We start from the raw sequence: 15537 nt of genomic DNA, 5'->3' as shown, positions 1-15537 counted from the left end.
CCAGGTGAACGAACTCACCGGACAACTGGTCACCCCCGTCGGCGCCGCCCCCGCCCGGATCACCGTCGACGGCGGCATCATCACCTCGGTCACGGAGGACCCCACCGCCTGGGAACCGGGCGGCCTCACCCTCGTCCCCGGCTTCGTCGACCTGCACAACCACGGCGGCCACCGCGGCTCCTTCCCCGACGGCACCGCCGACGACTGTCGCCGCGCCGCCCGGTTCCACCGCCGGCACGGCACCACCACCATGCTCGCCAGCCTCGTCTCCGCCACCGAGCAGGCCATGACCGCCCAGGTCCCCGTCCTCGCCGACCTCGCCGACGAGGGCCTGCTCGCCGGCATCCACCTCGAAGGCCCCTTCATCAACTCCGGGCGCTGCGGCGCCCAGGACCCCGCCGCCATCATCCCCGGCGACCCCGACATGCTCGACCGCGTCGCCACCGCCGCCCGCGGCCACGTCCGCGCCGTCACCTTCGCCCCCGAGACCGCCCACGCCCACGAGCTTCTCGACGTCTGCGCCGCCCACACCATCATCGCCTCCCTCGGCCACACCGACGCCACCTACGAGCAGACCCTCGAGCTTGTCGACGCCGCCGTGGACAGGAACGTCACCGTCACCGCCACCCACCTGTTCAACGCCATGCCACCCCTGCACCACCGCGCCCCCGGTGCGGCCGCCGCAATGATCACCGCCGCCGCCACCTCCCACGCCCACGTGGAACTCATCGCCGACGGCGTCCACCTCGCCGACGGCACCGTCGACATGCTCCGCCACTCCGTCGCCGACGGCGCCTTCTTCGTCACCGACGCCATGCAGGCCGCCGGCATGCCCGACGGCGACTACACCCTCGGCACCCTCGACGTCACCGTCGCCGACGGCGTCGCCCGCCTCTCCGCTCCAGACGGTGCTGTCGGGGCCATAGCCGGCGGCACCACCACCCTGGCCGACCAGTTCGCCCGCCACCTGCGCCGCGGTGTCGGGCTGAGCGACCTGGTCAGGGCCACCTCCACCACCGCGGCCGGGCTGCTCGGCCTCGGCGACGGCGGCATCGTCGAGGGCGGACGCGCGGACCTCGTCGGCCTGGACGACAATGGACAGGTCATGCTCGTCGTAGCCGGCGGCGAGATCATCACCGACAACCGTTAAGGACACCCGACAGTGGACATCCTCCTCCGCCCCACCGCCACCGACGTGGCCGTCGCCGCCGCCGACATCCTCGCCGACTTCGCCCGCCGGGGCGCCACCCTCGGCCTGGCCACCGGCTCCACCCCCGTGGCCACCTACCGCGAACTCATCCGCCGCTACGACGCCGGCGAGGTCAGCTTCGCCGACTGCCGTGCGTTCCTCCTCGACGAGTACATCGGCCTGCCCCGCGACCACGAGCAGAGCTACCACCGCACCATCCGCCGCGAGTTCACCTCCCACGTCGACATCCCCGACGAGGCGGTCCACGGTCCCGACCCCGAGCAGGGCGGCCAGGCCTACGAGGACGCCATCACCGCCGCCGGCGGCGTGGACATCCAGCTGCTGGGGGTGGGCACCAACGGTCACGTCGGCTTCAACGAACCCGGCTCCTCCCTCGCGTCACGCACCCGGATGAAGACCCTGCACCCGCAGACCGTCGCCGACAACGCCCGCTTCTTCGACTCCGCCGACGAGGTCCCCATCCACGTCCTCACCCAGGGCCTGGGCACCATCCGACGCGCCGGCCACCTGCTGCTGCTCGCCACCGGCGCAGGGAAGGCCGACGCGGTGCACAAGCTGGTCGAGGGGCCGGTCACCGCCTCCTGCCCGGCGTCGGTGCTCCAGCTGCACGAGTACGCCACCGTCATCGTCGACGAGGCCGCCGCCTCCCGCCTCCACGACCTCGAGTACTACCGATTCATCGAGGCCCACCAGCCCCGCCGCTAGACTGGGCGCCGTGACGTTAAGAATCTTCGACACCGCCAGCCGCGAACTCCGTGACTTCGTCCCGGTCCGCCCGGGACACGCCTCGGTCTACCTCTGCGGCGCCACCCCGCAGGCGCAGCCCCACATCGGGCACGTGCGCTCCGGGGTGGCCTTCGACATCCTCCGCCGCTGGCTGCTGGCCTCCGGCTACGATGTCGCCTTCGTCCGCAACGTCACCGACATCGACGACAAGATCCTCACCAAGGCCGCCGAGAACGGCCGCCCCTGGTGGGAGTGGGTGGCCACCCACGAACGCCACTTCACCTGGGCCTACGACCAGCTCGGTGTCCTGCCGCCCTCGGTCGAACCCCGCGCCACCGGGCACGTCACCCAGATGGTCGACTACATGCAGCGCCTCATGGACCGTGGCTTCGCCTACGCCGTCGGCGGATCCGTCTACTTCGACGTCGCCGCCTGGGTCGCCGCCGAGGGCTCCGACTACGGCTCGCTCTCCGGTAACCGCGTCGAGGAGATGGAACAGGGCGAGTCCGACAACACCGGCAAACGCTCCCCGCAGGACTTCGCCCTGTGGAAGGCCGCCAAGCCCGGCGAGCCGTCCTGGCCCACCCCCTGGGGTGACGGTCGCCCCGGCTGGCACCTCGAGTGCTCCGCCATGGCCACCTGGTACCTGGGCGACACCTTCGACATCCACTGCGGCGGCCTCGACCTGCAGTTCCCGCACCACGAGAACGAGATCGCCCAGGCGCACGCCGCCGGCGACGACTTCGCCCACTACTGGATGCACAACCACTGGGTCACCATGGCCGGCGAGAAGATGTCCAAGTCGCTGGGCAACGTCCTCTCCGTCCCGCACATCCTCGGACTCGTCCGCCCCGTCGAGCTGCGCTACTACCTGGGCTCCGCGCACTACCGCAGCGTGCTGGAGTACTCTGAGGCGGCGTTGCAGGAGGCCGCCGCCGGGTACCGTCGCATCGAGGACTTCCTCCACCGCGTCGGCCCGGTCGAGATCGGGGAATGGACCCCCGAGTTCGAGGCCGCCATGGACGACGACATCTCCGTGCCCCGCGCACTCGCCGAGATCCACACGGCGGTCCGCGCCGGCAACACGGCTCTCGCCTCCGGCTCGCTTGTCGACGCCCAGCGCATCGCCGCCACCGTCCGCGCCATGACCGCGGTCCTCGGCGTCGATCCGCAGGACCCGCAGTGGGCGGAGGAGACCCAGACCAGCGAGGGCGCGATGGCCGCGCTCGACGTGCTCGTCGACGCCGAACTGGAACGACGCACCACCGCCCGGGCCGCAAAGGACTGGGCCACCGCCGACGCCGTCCGCGATCGCCTGATCGCCGCCGGTATCGACGTCACCGACACCCCCGACGGCCCGCAGTGGTCGCTGAAGAATTAAGGAATCACATGGCTCACCAGGGACGACCCGGGGTACGCAAGACCAACAAGAAGGGCGCCGTCAAGGGCTCCGGCGGCCAGGCCCGCCGTGGCCTCAAGGGCAAGGGCCCCACGCCCAAGGCCGAGGACCGCGTCTACCACGCCGCCCACAAGCGCAAGAAGGAGGCCGAACGACGCGCCCGCGGCCGCCACGTCAAGGAGGAGACCACCGAACTCGTCGTCGGCCGCAACCCCGTCATCGAGTGCCTCCACGCGAAGGTGCCCGCCTCCGCCCTCTTCGTCGCCGAGGGCACGGGTGCCGACGACCGCCTCTCCGAAGCCGCCACCATCGCCGCCTCCCGGGGCATCCCCACCATCGAGGTCCCTCGCTTCGAGCTGGACAAGATGACCGGCAACGGCCTCCACCAGGGCATCGGCCTGCAGATCCCGCCCTACAAGTACACCGACGTCCACTCGCTCATCGCCGCGGCCGCCGACAACCCCGAGCCGGGCATGTTCGTCATCCTCGACAACATCACCGACCCCCGCAACCTCGGCGCCGTCATCCGCTCCGTCGCCGCCTTCGGAGGTCACGGCGTGGTCATCCCGGAGCGCCGTTCCGCGGCCGTCACCGCCGTGACCTGGCGGACCTCCGCCGGCACCGCCGCCCGCCTGCCCGTCGCCCGCGAGACCAACCTCACCCGCACGATCCAGGAGTTCAAGAAGAACGGCTACCAGGTCGTCGGCCTCGACGCCGGCGGCGAGCACACCCTGGACACCTACGACGGCGGCACCGACCCCGTCGTCATCGTCGTCGGTTCCGAGGGCAAGGGCATCTCCCGCCTGGTCCGCGAGAACTGCGATGTCATCATGTCCGTCCCCATGGTCGGCTGGGTCGAGTCGCTCAACGCCTCCGTCGCCGCCGGCGTCGTGCTCTCCGAGTTCGCCCGCCAGCGCCGCGCGAAGTAGGGCCCGCCAGATTGAGTATTCGCAGGTGTGAAGGCCACCCGATCGTGTGGTTGAGGGCCAGCGATAGTGCCCGTGGGGGCCGGCGGCCGTAGGGACGGGGGCCACCGGCCGGCGCTGGGTGTTTCCTACTGACTCATCGTGATGTGCTCCCGCATGTTGTGGGTGCCGGTGTCCACCCAGATGGTGTTGTGGACGATCCGGTCCATGATCGCATCGGCATGCACCCCGGATCCGAGCCGTTGATGCCAGTCCTTCTTCGCGTACTGGGTGCAGAACACCGTCGACGCAGAGTCGTAACGACGCTCCAGCAGTTCCAGCAGCATGCTGCGCATCCCCTCATCCGGATGATCCAGCAGCCACTCATCGATGACGAGGACGGTAAAGGCGGCGTACTTCTTCAGGAACTTCGTTGTCCCCTGGGGCTTGTCGCGTGCGGTGGCCCAGGCTTCCTCCAGATCCGGCATCCGGATGTAGTGCGCCCGGTACCGGTGCTGGCAGGCCTGTTTCGCCAGCGCGCACCCCAGGTAGGACTTCCCCGACCCGGTGAAACCCTGGAACACCACGTTCTGGTGACGTTCGATGAACCCGCAGGTCGCCAAGGTGGCCAGCAGGTTACGATCCAGGCCGCGTTGCTCGACCAGGTCGATCCGACGCAGGTCAGCTGCCGGATAGCGCAGGCCGGCCCGGCGGATCAACCCGTCGACCTTGCCGTGGGTGAAGGTGGCGTACGCCTCATCGACGATAAGACGCAGCCTCTCCTCGAACCCCATCCCCAGGACGAGGTTCTCGTCTTCGGCGTCGATGGCCTCCAGCAGGGCGGTGGCACCCATGTCGCGCAGCTTGCGTTTGGTTTCCATGTCGATACCGCTCACTGGTCTCCTCCTGCGTAGTAGTCCGCACCGCGGACAAATCCGCCTTCCTCCACCGGTTCCCCCCGGGGTGGGCGCTGCCGGGCGGCCTGATCCTGCCCCGTGACCAGGATCGGGTGCAGGTGCACATAGCGCGGGGACCGGACATGCCCGGCCAGTGCCAGCCGGCAGGCATCCTCGACCCGCTCGGCGGAATACCGCCGAGTCAACCGCAGCACCGCCAGTGCGGCATTCAGGCCCTGCTCGTCGACGGCGACGGACTCGAAGATCCGGTTGACCACCACTGTCGCGGACGGGCCGACCCGGCCCGCCCACTCCCGTACACGCGGGGCATCCCAGGGTTGGTAGCGCTCCCCGGCCGGCAGATCAGCGTCGTTGGTGCGGTACTGATTCGCTGAGCCCTCGGGCAACAGCAGGTGGCTGCTCAGCCGCTGCTGGCCGGAGTAGACCTGCAGGACCCGGTCGGTGATCCGCAGATCCACACCCGTGCCGATGTGGGTGACCGGTACGGAGTAGAAGTTCTTCTCCCACACAACGTGCCCGTTGCGTCCGACACGGCGACCGTAGATCCACCGGCTGATCTCATAGGCGACCTGCGGCAGCCCGGTCAGCAGGGGCTGTTCTTCGGTGGTGAACACACTGGCCCGGGAGCCATCCCGCTTCTGGAACGGCTCCCGGTTGTAGGCCGCGACCTGGCCGGTGACCGCGGCTGTCAGCTCCGGAAGGGATGTGAACTGCTGGTCGCGCAGCTGGGCTATGACCCGCATCGCCACATGCCACACGGTGTTTTCCACGCTGGGCTTGTCCTTCGCCTTCCGAACCCGCCCGGGTAACACCGCGGCCGAGTAATGTGCGGCCATCTCCCGGTATGCATCGTTGAGCACAACCTCGCCGTCGCGGGGATGTGTGATCACCCCGGTCTTGAGGTTGTCAGGCACGATCCGCGGCACTGAACCGCCGAAGGCCTCGAACATCGCGACATGAGCCCGCAGCCAGGACTCCTGCGTCATGTCCAGACTCGGGTAGACGAACGAGTAGCGGCTGAACGGCAGGCACCCGACGAACAGGTACACCGGCCTCGGGGTGGCGTTGACCGGGTCAAACAGTGTCATCGTCGGTCCGGACCAGTCGACCTCAACGCTCTGGGCGGCCTTGTGTCCGACCCTCGATGCCGCCCCGGTGACCAGGACGTGGCGCTGGTAGGTCCGACAGAACCGGTCGTAACCCATCGCCGGGGCACCGGTGGCCGCACACCTGTCGGTGTACTCGCCGTGCAGCAGCTTCAGTGTCACCCCGACCCGGGCGAGTTCCCGGTGGACTGTTTCCCAATCCGGCTGGGCGAACACGCTGTGGTGCTGACCCCGGCCCGGGAACAGCAGGTCATAGACTTCGTCCTCGGGACGCTCAGCGACATCATCCCAGCTCGCACCAGCTGCGTCTGCGGCTTCAAGCACGGCGGTGATGCTTTTTCGGGACATGCCCTGTGACGCGGCGATCGTGCGTCCTGACAGACCTTCGGAGCGTAGCTGGAGTATCAGCTTCGCTCTGATCTTTCGTACCATTGGCTTGCTCCTTCCGCCGTGTGCCCTATACACACGGCGGAGGAAGCGTAAGCGTGGTGGCCCCCGAGCGCACCACGAGTGGCCCCGACGTCTACGAATGTCTCCTCAGCCTGCCGGCCCCCGGACACACGACCGGTGGACCCCAGTGAAGCGAATATTCAGCCAGATTGAGCCAGATGCGCGGATCTGCACCACCTGGTCCCAGGTCCGCGCATCCTGGCGGATTCAGAGCTCAAACTGGTGCTGTTGCAAACTTCAGGCGGAGAGCCGTGACGACCCAGTCTTCATCCTCTGATGCTCGCTGCGGGTCGGCGTTCTCAGGCAGCCTCGAACACCCGGCTGACGATCACCGCATCCGGGTTCGGTTGCCCGTAGGCAAACATCGCTCCCTGGCCTTTCCGTAATGAGTGCATCGCTTCCATCCCTTTCAACGTCCGGTACGCCGAGGTCCGGTTTTTGAACGCCCCCTTCGGTCCGAGGATCCGTTTCAGCCGCCCATGATCTCCTTCAATGACGTTATTGAGGTATTTCACCTGCCGGTGTTCCACGGTCTGCGGGCAGATTCCCTCTGACTTCAACTCGGCGATTGCCCTGGCCAGGGAGGGTGCTTTATCGGTGTTGATCACCCGCGGGAACCCGGTTATCGTGTTCGACCTCAGGGTCTTGGCCAGGAAACGCTTCGCTGCGGCGACGTTACGCTTTGGGGACAGGTAAAAATCCAGGGTATGCCCGCCCGCGGTGATGGCCCGATAGAGGTAGCACCACTTTCCCCCGACCCGGATATAGGTCTCGTCCACCCGCCAGGACCGGGCCTGCCAATCCGGGACTTGTCGGTACCACCGGGTCTGCTTGTCCAGCTCAGGAGCATATTTCTGGACCCAGCGGTAGATGGTGCTGTGATCGACCGGTACGCCGCGTTCGGTCATCATTTCTTCCAGATCGCGGTAGCTCACCCCGTAGCGGCAGTACCACCGGACCGCCCACAGGATGATTTCACGGGGGAAATGACGACCGGAGAAGATGCCCATGGCTGTGATTATTTCACGCAGGTCTTTCTACTGCCCCAACTTTGCAACAGCACCGCTGGGATCAACTATTGTTACAGGTATCCACTAAACCTAATTTTGGAGGCTTCTCTGTCATGCGACACAAACTGCGGGTTCTCACTATTTGCGCAACTAGCGCCGCAACTCTCTTCGTCGGAATGCACACGGCCGGTGCTGCGCCCGTTTCAAACGTCTCGCTGGTTTCTAATCCAAACTTCACTCCTTATGGTCATAAAGAAAATTGCGACAAGTTGTATAAAAGCCTTTCCCGAAAGTGTCGAGTGATTCCACATCCAGCAGGCCGTGCGCTTTGCTGGGCAGCAGCAGCGGCTACGTATGCTGACTGCTTGCGCTAGGTAGAGCTCACATGGCTTTTATCGAAACTCCAGTGCTTCAACGAGTTCTTCAAAAACTTGATGGAAGCAGCATTGAGATCCTTGTTAGTGCACCTGTCCTAGAGGGACAAGATTGGTTTACAAATTGGTCTATAAAAGGCCTGGAAGACGGTGATGTAAACCTGAGTTCGGGCGGAATCGATTCAATGCAATCGATGATGTTCGCATTATCGGCGATTGGCGATCGTATTGCTGCTGAGCAGCAAGAACTGTTGTTCATGGGAAGCGAATCTCTACAACTTCTCAGGACTGCGCCACCCATAGAACCCGATCTGTGGTCGGCGTCTGTGCAAGCTCCTACAGCTTAGAGTCTTAAGCGCTTGCTTCGATATCTTTCGCGTATCGATGAACCGTTCCTACTGAATAGCCTGTTTTGGTTGCAATAGCGCGGATAGATAGACCTTTGGCTCGCAGCTCCTGGACTCGGGTGCGCTTTTCATTGGCCTGCGCTAGATAATATTCGCGAGAGGCAGATGTCCAGCGTTCGATTGTCGCAGTCGACAGGCCAGTTCCTTCGGCTACTTCGCGGATAGTTTTACCGTTGGGTCTGCTGCACGATCAGGTGACAACCGAGCAGCAGACCCGGATGCCCTCAATAAGTCCACGCTCACGGATGCGCACGACGACGACCAGGGCGAGTAGGACTAGGAAGATGACCTGCCACAACTGTAGCTGGCTCATGGGTTCTTGTCCTTTCTGAGTGCGCGGTAGAGAGTAGCACGCGACACGCCAAGATCGTTGGCGATGGAGGTTCTGGCTTCGCCGGCCTGTACGCGTTCGTGTGCTTGCTTGATCTGCACTTCCGTCAGTGCCCTCGGTCGACCTTTGTAGCGACCGGCCTTCTTTGCCAGAGCGATCCCCTCGGCCTGTCGCTCGCGGATGATCGCCCTCTCAAACTCGGCAAAGCTGCCGAGAATACCGAGCATGAGGGTGGCACGCGGGTCTTCTCCATCCGGGGCGAAAGTGAGATTCTCTTTGAGAAAATGGACGGTGGCGCCCTTCGCGGTGATCTGGTCGATAACATTGCGGAGGTCCACCAACGACCGAGCCAGACGGTCAATCGACGCAACATGAAGGCCATCTCCGTCGCGGAGATAGGCGATGCAGTCTTCAAGGCCCGGACGATGTGCTCGCGTACGAGCTGACAGCTCATCAATGAACTCCCTATCGACCTGGCCGATAGCTTCACGCTGGCGGGCCAGGTTCTGGTCCTTGCTGGAAACGCGAAGGTAAGCGACATTTTGCCCGCGAGCTTGTACTCCGCGCTGCTTCTCCCGGGCTTCTCGGCGCCACTTCTCCTCGATCACATTGTTCAGCTGGTGCTGTTGCAAAGTTCGGGCGACAGGAAGACCTGCGTGAAATAATCACAGCCATGGGCATCTTCTCCGGTCGTCATTTCCCCCGTGAAATCATCCTGTGGGCGGTCCGGTGGTACTGCCGCTACGGGCTCAGCTACCGCGATCTGGAAGAAATGATGACCGAACGCGGCGTACCGGTCGATCACAGCACCATCTACCGCTGGGTCCAGAAATATGCTCCTGAGCTGGACAAGCAGACCCGGTGGTACCGACAAGTCCCGGATTGGCAGGCCCGGTCCTGGCGGGTGGACGAGACCTATATCCGGGTCGGGGGAAAGTGGTGCTACCTCTATCGGGCCATCACCGCGGGCGGGCATACCCTGGATTTTTACCTGTCCCCAAAGCGTAACGTCGCCGCAGCGAAGCGTTTCCTGGCCAAGACCCTGAGGTCGAACACGATAACCGGGTTCCCGCGGGTGATCAACACCGATAAAGCACCCTCCCTGGCCAGGGCAATCGCCGAGTTGAAGTCAGAGGGAATCTGCCCGCAGACCGTGGAACACCGGCAGGTGAAATACCTCAATAACGTCATTGAAGGAGATCATGGGCGGCTGAAACGGATCCTCGGACCGAAGGGGGCGTTCAAAAACCGGACCTCGGCGTACCGGACGTTGAAAGGGATGGAAGCGATGCACTCATTACGGAAAGGCCAGGGCGCGATGTTTGCCTACGGGCAACCGAACCCGGATGCGGTGATCGTCAGCCGGGTGTTCGAGGCTGCCTGAGAACGCCGACCCGCAGCGAGCATCAGAGGATGAAGACTGGGTCGTCACGGCTCTCCGCCTGAAGTTTGCAACAGCACCCGGCCAGGGCAGACATCGGCCCTCAGTCAGTCAGCAGAGAGGGTGCTGTTGCAAAGTTCGGGCGACAGGAAGACCTGCGTGAAGCCAAGTCTCTCGGGCGAGACCTCGAGAAGGCACACCAACAGCACCCAACTTTGCAACAGCACCTTCGAACGAATTGTTTGGCTCTTACACTATAATAAAGGTAACTCCCGGACCCGGAGTTGATGAACCGCGATGAGAAAACGGAGTTTCGCCATGCTTGGATCGAGTCGCTACAACCGTCGTCAGCTCCTGCAGGTGCTCGGCCTCGGGGCCGGAGCAACCGCCACCGCCGTAGTCAGCAGCGCCTGCTCCACCGAATCCCCGAAAATGACTGCCGGCACCGGTGACGCGGTCATTGACGGAATCAACAACTTCGAGGACGCTACCTACCCGGATGACCGGGACCTCTACGAGAACCTGGCCGAGTCGCAGTCGCCGCACACCCTCGTTGTAACGTGCTCGGACTCCCGCATCGACACCGAGACCCTGCTCTCCGCACAACCAGGCGATCTGTTCCATCTACGCAACATCGCCAACATCATCCCCCACGCCGACAATCCCGACCCGGGCGTGCTCGCCCCGGTGGAGTACGCGGTAGTCCACCTCGGGGTGTCCGCCATCGCAGTGATCGCTCACTCCAACTGTGGCGGGATGGCGGCACTCCAGCACCTCGGCGATTACAGGACTGAGCTGCCGGCCACCCACGATTGGCTCATCAGATCCGAGGACGTGCTCGCGAGCATGGGCGGCGATCATGACGCCGAGGACTTCTCCCGCAGGCTCGAACAGGCCAACGCCGCGGCACAGATCGAGAACCTGATGTCGCACAGCTACATCGCCGATCGGGTCAACGCCGGAGAGCTCGTGCTCGAGAGCTACCACTATGACATCGGCAAGGGCGACGTCACCAGGTTCGATCAGGAAAAGGACGCTTTCGTTGATGTCTGACGACGGGTGTTCCTGACCTGCTGAGCTGCGGGCCCCGCTTCCGACGGGGGTGCGGCTCTTCCTGTTCGTGCGCGACGTTACGCCGACGGGCAGTCCGACCCACAGCTGACGAGACACTAGCCCGGGTTTTTTACGGTGATCAGCTGGCACGGGCCCACAAAGAAGAGAAGTGACCCCCTGACCAGGTAAAATTTGGAGTTACCACGCTACAAATCACCAGTCAGAAAGGTCACCTTCAGGGTGAAGACGGTGCTGTTGCAAAGTTCGGGCGACAGCACCCATCATACCAACTACCAACGAGAAAACTACGCAGGCCTTCACGCCGCGTAACACGCCACTCTCAAAAATTCAGGCCGATTCACCCCCAAAATAGTCCGATCATCATATTTGGGAGTTGCCTGTACGTCAGGTGAACACTCCCTTCGCAACTCGATAGGAAAGAGTTATATGAGTATTCAGGGAAATGCTGGCGCCACGCGCGCGGGCATCGACAGCGAGACCGCCCGATGGTCGTCCCTGCTGCCCAAAATCACTGCGGCACTCATCGTCGTCGGCCTCATCCTCGGCGCCATCGTGTTCTGGACCGTCGGGACCACCGCCGGCCAGGACGTCGGCGCGCTGATCTGGGTCGCCACCTTCGCCGGTGCCGTCGCCCTGATGTCCATCCGTCAGCTCATGCTGGCAGAGCGGGAGTGACGCCACCATGCTGATGCAAGGAATTACCTACAACACGATGATGGGCCTGGTCGTCGGCGTCATCATCCTCATGGTCCCGCTGTTCATGCGCTCCCTCGACGTCAACCCCGGACGCAGCGTGAGCGGTTTCGGCTGGGGATTCATCGCCGCCGGCGGCTTCCTGGCTTTCACCGGCATGCACATGACCCTGACCTGGCCGCTGGAGCAGATCGAGGGCGTCTTCTGCTGTGCTGTGGACAACGTCACCTTCGGTGAACCCGCCGCCATCTACGGCCTCCTCACCCTGATCGCCGGTTTCGCCATCCTGCGCGCGGAGGATCGTGCGGAACGCGGCCTCCGCGAGCTGGACATGGTCGCCACCCTGCGGCCCATCCTCTACATCGCCGCCGTCGCCGGTTTCGCCATCGTGCTCTTCGGCATCGCCGGCCTGCACTTCGGCCAGTGGCGCCCGCCCACCGTCGAACCGATCGCCCGCCTCCTGGCCGGGAACATGATCGAACCGCTCATGGTGTTCTCCATGTACGTGATCACCGGTGTCGCGGCCATCCTCTCGCCCTTCGCGCTGACGAACAGGACCGTGGCCAAGGTGTTCGGCGTCCTCGCCTGGATTGCCGGCATGGCCTGGATCTTCCTCGCCTTCACCCTGTTCTACAGCCACGTCGGATTCTTCCCGTGGCCCTTCAACAACCCTGAGGTGATGCACCCCGAGCTCTAGGCTCGACCTGCCGACGGCGCACCCCGGTTGACACACCGGGATGCGCCGACGGCCCTTTCCGCTCAGCGCAGCGGGCGCCGCCGAGCCCTATAAATTCCCCACCGCCACCCGGTAGAGAATCAGCCCGACCATCAGTCGGGTGCGCCCGTAGGGCATACCCGGTGAGAATCCATGGGTGGGGTGATCTATCGTCGGAGTAGGTCCGCAGCAGACGGGGCTCCCGCTGTGGCCAGCGCATCAAGCACATCATCAATGGTCCTAGGAGGATTCTTAAACGCCGCCGCAGCGTAGGTGAGTATTCGCAGTTGTGAAGGCCACCCGATCATGCGGTTGGGGGCCAGCGGTATTGCCTGCGGGGGCCGGTGACCGTAGGGATGGGGGCCACCGGCCGACGCTGGGTGTTTCCTACTGGTTCATCGTGACGTGCTCCCGCATGTTGTGGGTGCCGGTGTCGACCCAGATGGTGTTGTGCACGATCCGGTCCATGATCGCATCGGCGTGCACCCCGGATCCGAGCCTTTGATGCCAGTCCTTCTTGGCGTATTGGGTGCAGAACACCGTCGATGCGGAGTCGTAGCGACGCTCGAGCAGTTCCAGCAGCATGCTGCGTATGGCCTCATCCGGATGATCCAGCAGCCACTCGTCGATCACGAGGACAGTGAACGCGGCGTACTTCTTGAGGAACTTCGTCGCTCCCTGGGGTTTGTCGCGTGCGGTGGCCCAGGCTTCCTCCAGATCCGGCATCCGGATGTAGTGCGCCCGATACCGGTGCTGGCAGGCCTGCTTCGCCAGCGCGCACCCCAGGTAGGACTTCCCCGACCCGGTGAAGCCCTGGAACACGACATTCTGGTGGCGTTCGATGAACCCGCAGGTCGCCAAGGTAGCCAGCAGGTTGCGATTCAGTCCTCGTTGCTCGACCAGGTCGATCCGACGCAGATCAGCAGCCGGATAGCGCAGGCCGGCCCGGCGGATCAGCCCGTCGACCTTGCCGTGGGTGAAGGTGGCATACGCCTCATCGACGATCAGTCGCAGCCGCTCCTCGAATCCCATCCCCAGGACGAGGTTCTCGTCTTCGGCGTCGATGGCCTCCAGCAGGGCGGTCGCGCCCATGTCGCGGAGTTTGCGTTTGGTTTCCATGTCGATGCCGCTCATTTCACGTCTCCTGCGTAGTAGTCGGTGCCGCGGACAAATCCGCCTTCCTCCACCGGTTCCTCCCGGGGTGGACGCTGCCGGGCGGCCTGATCCTGTCCGGTGGCCAGGATCGGGTGCAGGTGCACGTACCGCGGGGACCGGACATGCCCGGCCAGCGCCAGCCTGCAGGCGTCCTCGACCCGCTCGGCGGAATACCGCCGCGTCAACCGCAACACCGCCAGGGCGGCATTCAGGCCCTGCTCGTCGACGGCCACCGATTCGAAGATCCGGTTGACCACCACCGTCGCGGACGGACCCACCCGGCCTGCCCACTCCCGCACGCGCGGGGCGTCCCACGGCTGGTAGCGCTCCCCGGCGGGTAGATCAGCGTCGTTGGTGCGGTACTGATTGGCTGATCCCTCGGGAAGCAGCACATGGCTGCTCACCCTTTGCTGGCCGGAGTAGACCTGCAGCACCCGGTCGGTGATCCGCAGATCCACACCCGTACCGATATGGGTGACTGGCACCGAGTAGAAATTCTTCTCCCACACCACGTGCCCGTTGCGCCCGACCCTCCGGCCGTAGACCCACCGGCTGATCTCATAGGCGACCTGCGGAAGCCCGGTCAGCAGGGGGTGTTCCTCGGTGGTGAAGACACTGGCCCGGGAGCCGTCCCGCTTCTGGAAAGGCTCGGCGTTGTAGGCCGCGACCTGGTCGGTGACCGCGGCCGTCAGCTCCGGAAGCGACGTGAACTGCTGGTCACGTAGCTGCGCGATGACCCGCATCGCGACATGCCAGACAGTATTTTCCACGCTCGGTTTGTCCTTCGCTTTGCGCACCCTGCCCGGTAGTACGGCGGCCGAGTAGTGTGCGGCCATCTCACGGTAGGCGTCGTTGAGGACGATCTCACCGTCGCGGGGATGTGTGATCACTCCGGTTTTGAGGTTGTCGGGCACGATCCGCGGTACCGATCCGCCGAAGGCGGTGAACATTGCGACATGGGCCCGCAGCCAGGACTCCTGCGTCATGTCCAGGCTGGGGTAGACGAACGAGTAGCGGCTGAAGGGCAGGCACCCGACGAACAGGTACACCGGCCTCGGGGTGGCGTTGACCGGGTCAAACAGTGTCATCGTCGGTCCGGACCAGTCGACTTCGACGCTCTGGGCGGCCTTGTGTCCGACCCTCGATGCCGCCCCGGTGACCAGGACGTGGCGCTGGTAGGTCCGACAGAACCGGTCGTAACCCATCGCCGGGGCACCGGTGGCCGCACACCTGTCGGTGTACTCGCCGTGCAGCAGCTTCAGGGTCACGCCGACCCGGGCGAGTTCCCGGTGGACGTTCTCCCAGTCCGGCTGGGCGAAGATGCTGTGGTGCTGTCCCCGGCCCGGGAACAGCAGGTCATAGACTTCGTCCTCGGGACGCTCGGCGACATCATCCCAGCTCACACCCGCGGTGTCGGCTGCTTCCAGCACAGCGGTGATGCTTTTTCGGGACATACCCTGTGACGCGGCGATCGTGCGTCCTGACAGGCCCTCGGAGCGTAGCTGGAGTATCAGCTTCGCTCTGATCTTTCGTACCATTGGCTTGCTCCTTCCGCCGTGTGCCCTATACACACGGCGGGAGGAGCGTAAGCGTGGTGGCCCCCGAGCGCACCACGAGTGGCCCCGAGGCCTACGAACCCGTCCTCAGCCTGCCGGCCCCCGGACACGCGACCGGTGGACCCCAG

18 protein-coding genes are annotated in these 15537 nt (G+C 64.6%); 9 read left to right on the top strand and 9 right to left on the bottom strand.

Going from position 1 to position 15537, the window contains the following annotated elements; genetic code table 11:
* The first annotated feature begins 4 nt into the window (after positions 1-4).
* From QP029_RS01910 to rlmB, 4 genes are read left to right on the top strand one after another with little or no spacing between them, the layout of a single operon-like run.
* Positions 5-1150, top strand: coding sequence for an N-acetylglucosamine-6-phosphate deacetylase (locus QP029_RS01910; protein ID WP_284875201.1), 1146 nt, complete (start codon positions 5-7; stop codon positions 1148-1150).
* 12 nt (positions 1151-1162) lie between these two features.
* The gene (nagB, locus tag QP029_RS01905) at positions 1163-1915 is read left to right on the top strand and encodes a glucosamine-6-phosphate deaminase (protein WP_284875200.1); all 753 of its coding nucleotides are present in this window, start codon (positions 1163-1165) and stop codon (positions 1913-1915) included.
* Positions 1916-1925: 10 nt separating this feature from the next.
* Positions 1926-3317, top strand: coding sequence for a cysteine--tRNA ligase (gene cysS / locus QP029_RS01900; protein WP_284875199.1), 1392 nt, complete (start codon positions 1926-1928; stop codon positions 3315-3317).
* Positions 3318-3325: 8 nt separating this feature from the next.
* Complete coding sequence (gene rlmB, locus QP029_RS01895; RefSeq protein ID WP_284875198.1) at positions 3326-4264, top strand: 23S rRNA (guanosine(2251)-2'-O)-methyltransferase RlmB; 939 nt, start codon at positions 3326-3328, stop codon at positions 4262-4264.
* A 125-nt stretch (positions 4265-4389) separates the two neighbouring features.
* Here the strand turns inward: rlmB and QP029_RS01890 are convergent, their stop codons facing one another.
* From QP029_RS01890 to QP029_RS01880, 3 genes are all read right to left on the bottom strand, one after another.
* Positions 4390-5136 carry an ATP-binding protein gene (locus QP029_RS01890; RefSeq protein WP_284875197.1) on the bottom strand — a complete coding sequence of 249 codons (747 nt, stop codon included), beginning with the start codon at positions 5134-5136 and terminating at the stop codon, positions 4390-4392.
* Positions 5133-6695: an IS21 family transposase gene (gene istA, locus QP029_RS01885; protein WP_284875196.1), complete on the bottom strand. Its 1563-nt coding sequence runs from the start codon at positions 6693-6695 to the stop codon at positions 5133-5135. Before istA (QP029_RS01885) ends, QP029_RS01890 begins: the two co-directional genes overlap by 4 nt.
* Positions 6696-7012: 317 nt before the next feature.
* The gene (locus QP029_RS01880) at positions 7013-7723 is read right to left on the bottom strand and encodes an IS6-like element ISCef5 family transposase (protein ID WP_284875195.1); all 711 of its coding nucleotides are present in this window, start codon (positions 7721-7723) and stop codon (positions 7013-7015) included.
* Between the two features lie 385 nt (positions 7724-8108).
* Between QP029_RS01880 and QP029_RS01875 the strand changes: the two genes are divergently transcribed.
* Positions 8109-8444, top strand: coding sequence for a DUF6968 family protein (locus QP029_RS01875; RefSeq protein WP_006822433.1), 336 nt, complete (start codon positions 8109-8111; stop codon positions 8442-8444).
* A gap of 4 nt (positions 8445-8448) precedes the next feature.
* Here QP029_RS01875 and QP029_RS14245 read toward each other — a convergent pair whose 3' ends face one another.
* The 3 genes from QP029_RS14245 to QP029_RS01865 form a co-directional block, all read right to left on the bottom strand.
* Positions 8449-8529 carry a hypothetical protein gene (locus QP029_RS14245; RefSeq protein ID WP_432418713.1) on the bottom strand — a complete coding sequence of 27 codons (81 nt, stop codon included), beginning with the start codon at positions 8527-8529 and terminating at the stop codon, positions 8449-8451.
* A 165-nt stretch (positions 8530-8694) separates the two neighbouring features.
* Positions 8695-8817 carry a hypothetical protein gene (locus tag QP029_RS01870; RefSeq protein WP_284875194.1) on the bottom strand — a complete coding sequence of 41 codons (123 nt, stop codon included), beginning with the start codon at positions 8815-8817 and terminating at the stop codon, positions 8695-8697.
* Positions 8814-9443, bottom strand: coding sequence for a recombinase family protein (locus tag QP029_RS01865; RefSeq protein ID WP_284875193.1), 630 nt, complete (start codon positions 9441-9443; stop codon positions 8814-8816). Before QP029_RS01865 ends, QP029_RS01870 begins: the two co-directional genes overlap by 4 nt.
* Positions 9444-9508: 65 nt before the next feature.
* Here QP029_RS01865 and QP029_RS01860 point away from each other — a divergent pair, with 65 nt between their 5' ends.
* From QP029_RS01860 to QP029_RS01845, 4 genes are all read left to right on the top strand, one after another.
* Positions 9509-10219, top strand: a complete 711-nt coding sequence (locus QP029_RS01860; RefSeq protein WP_003862074.1) for an IS6-like element ISCef5 family transposase — start codon at positions 9509-9511, stop codon at positions 10217-10219.
* 315 nt (positions 10220-10534) lie between these two features.
* Positions 10535-11269, top strand: a complete 735-nt coding sequence (locus QP029_RS01855; RefSeq protein WP_284875192.1) for a carbonic anhydrase — start codon at positions 10535-10537, stop codon at positions 11267-11269.
* Between the two features lie 447 nt (positions 11270-11716).
* Positions 11717-11965 (top strand): hypothetical protein, encoded by a 249-nt coding sequence (locus QP029_RS01850; RefSeq protein ID WP_284875191.1) that lies wholly within the window; start codon positions 11717-11719, stop codon positions 11963-11965.
* A gap of 13 nt (positions 11966-11978) precedes the next feature.
* The gene (locus tag QP029_RS01845; protein WP_284875190.1) at positions 11979-12680 is read left to right on the top strand and encodes a DUF981 family protein; all 702 of its coding nucleotides are present in this window, start codon (positions 11979-11981) and stop codon (positions 12678-12680) included.
* A 185-nt stretch (positions 12681-12865) separates the two neighbouring features.
* On the opposite strand, the gene QP029_RS14330 is transcribed toward QP029_RS01845, so the two are convergent.
* The 3 genes from QP029_RS14330 to istA (QP029_RS01835) all read right to left on the bottom strand — a co-directional run bounded on the left by QP029_RS14330 (position 12866) and on the right by istA (QP029_RS01835) (position 15391).
* Positions 12866-13006, bottom strand: coding sequence for a VapC50 family PIN domain-containing toxin (locus QP029_RS14330; protein WP_489886006.1), 141 nt, complete (start codon positions 13004-13006; stop codon positions 12866-12868).
* A gap of 79 nt (positions 13007-13085) precedes the next feature.
* Positions 13086-13832: an ATP-binding protein gene (locus QP029_RS01840; RefSeq protein WP_284874266.1), complete on the bottom strand. Its 747-nt coding sequence runs from the start codon at positions 13830-13832 to the stop codon at positions 13086-13088.
* Complete coding sequence (gene istA / locus QP029_RS01835) at positions 13829-15391, bottom strand: IS21 family transposase (protein WP_284875189.1); 1563 nt, start codon at positions 15389-15391, stop codon at positions 13829-13831. Before istA (QP029_RS01835) ends, QP029_RS01840 begins: the two co-directional genes overlap by 4 nt.
* Between the last annotated feature and the right edge of the window lie 146 nt (positions 15392-15537).

Source organism: Corynebacterium suedekumii (assembly GCF_030252185.1).
In the GTDB taxonomy this organism is placed as follows: Bacteria; Actinomycetota; Actinomycetes; order Mycobacteriales; family Mycobacteriaceae; genus Corynebacterium; species Corynebacterium suedekumii.
The sequence above is the reverse complement of the archived record's forward strand: the minus strand, read 5'-3'. Positions and strand labels throughout refer to the sequence as shown.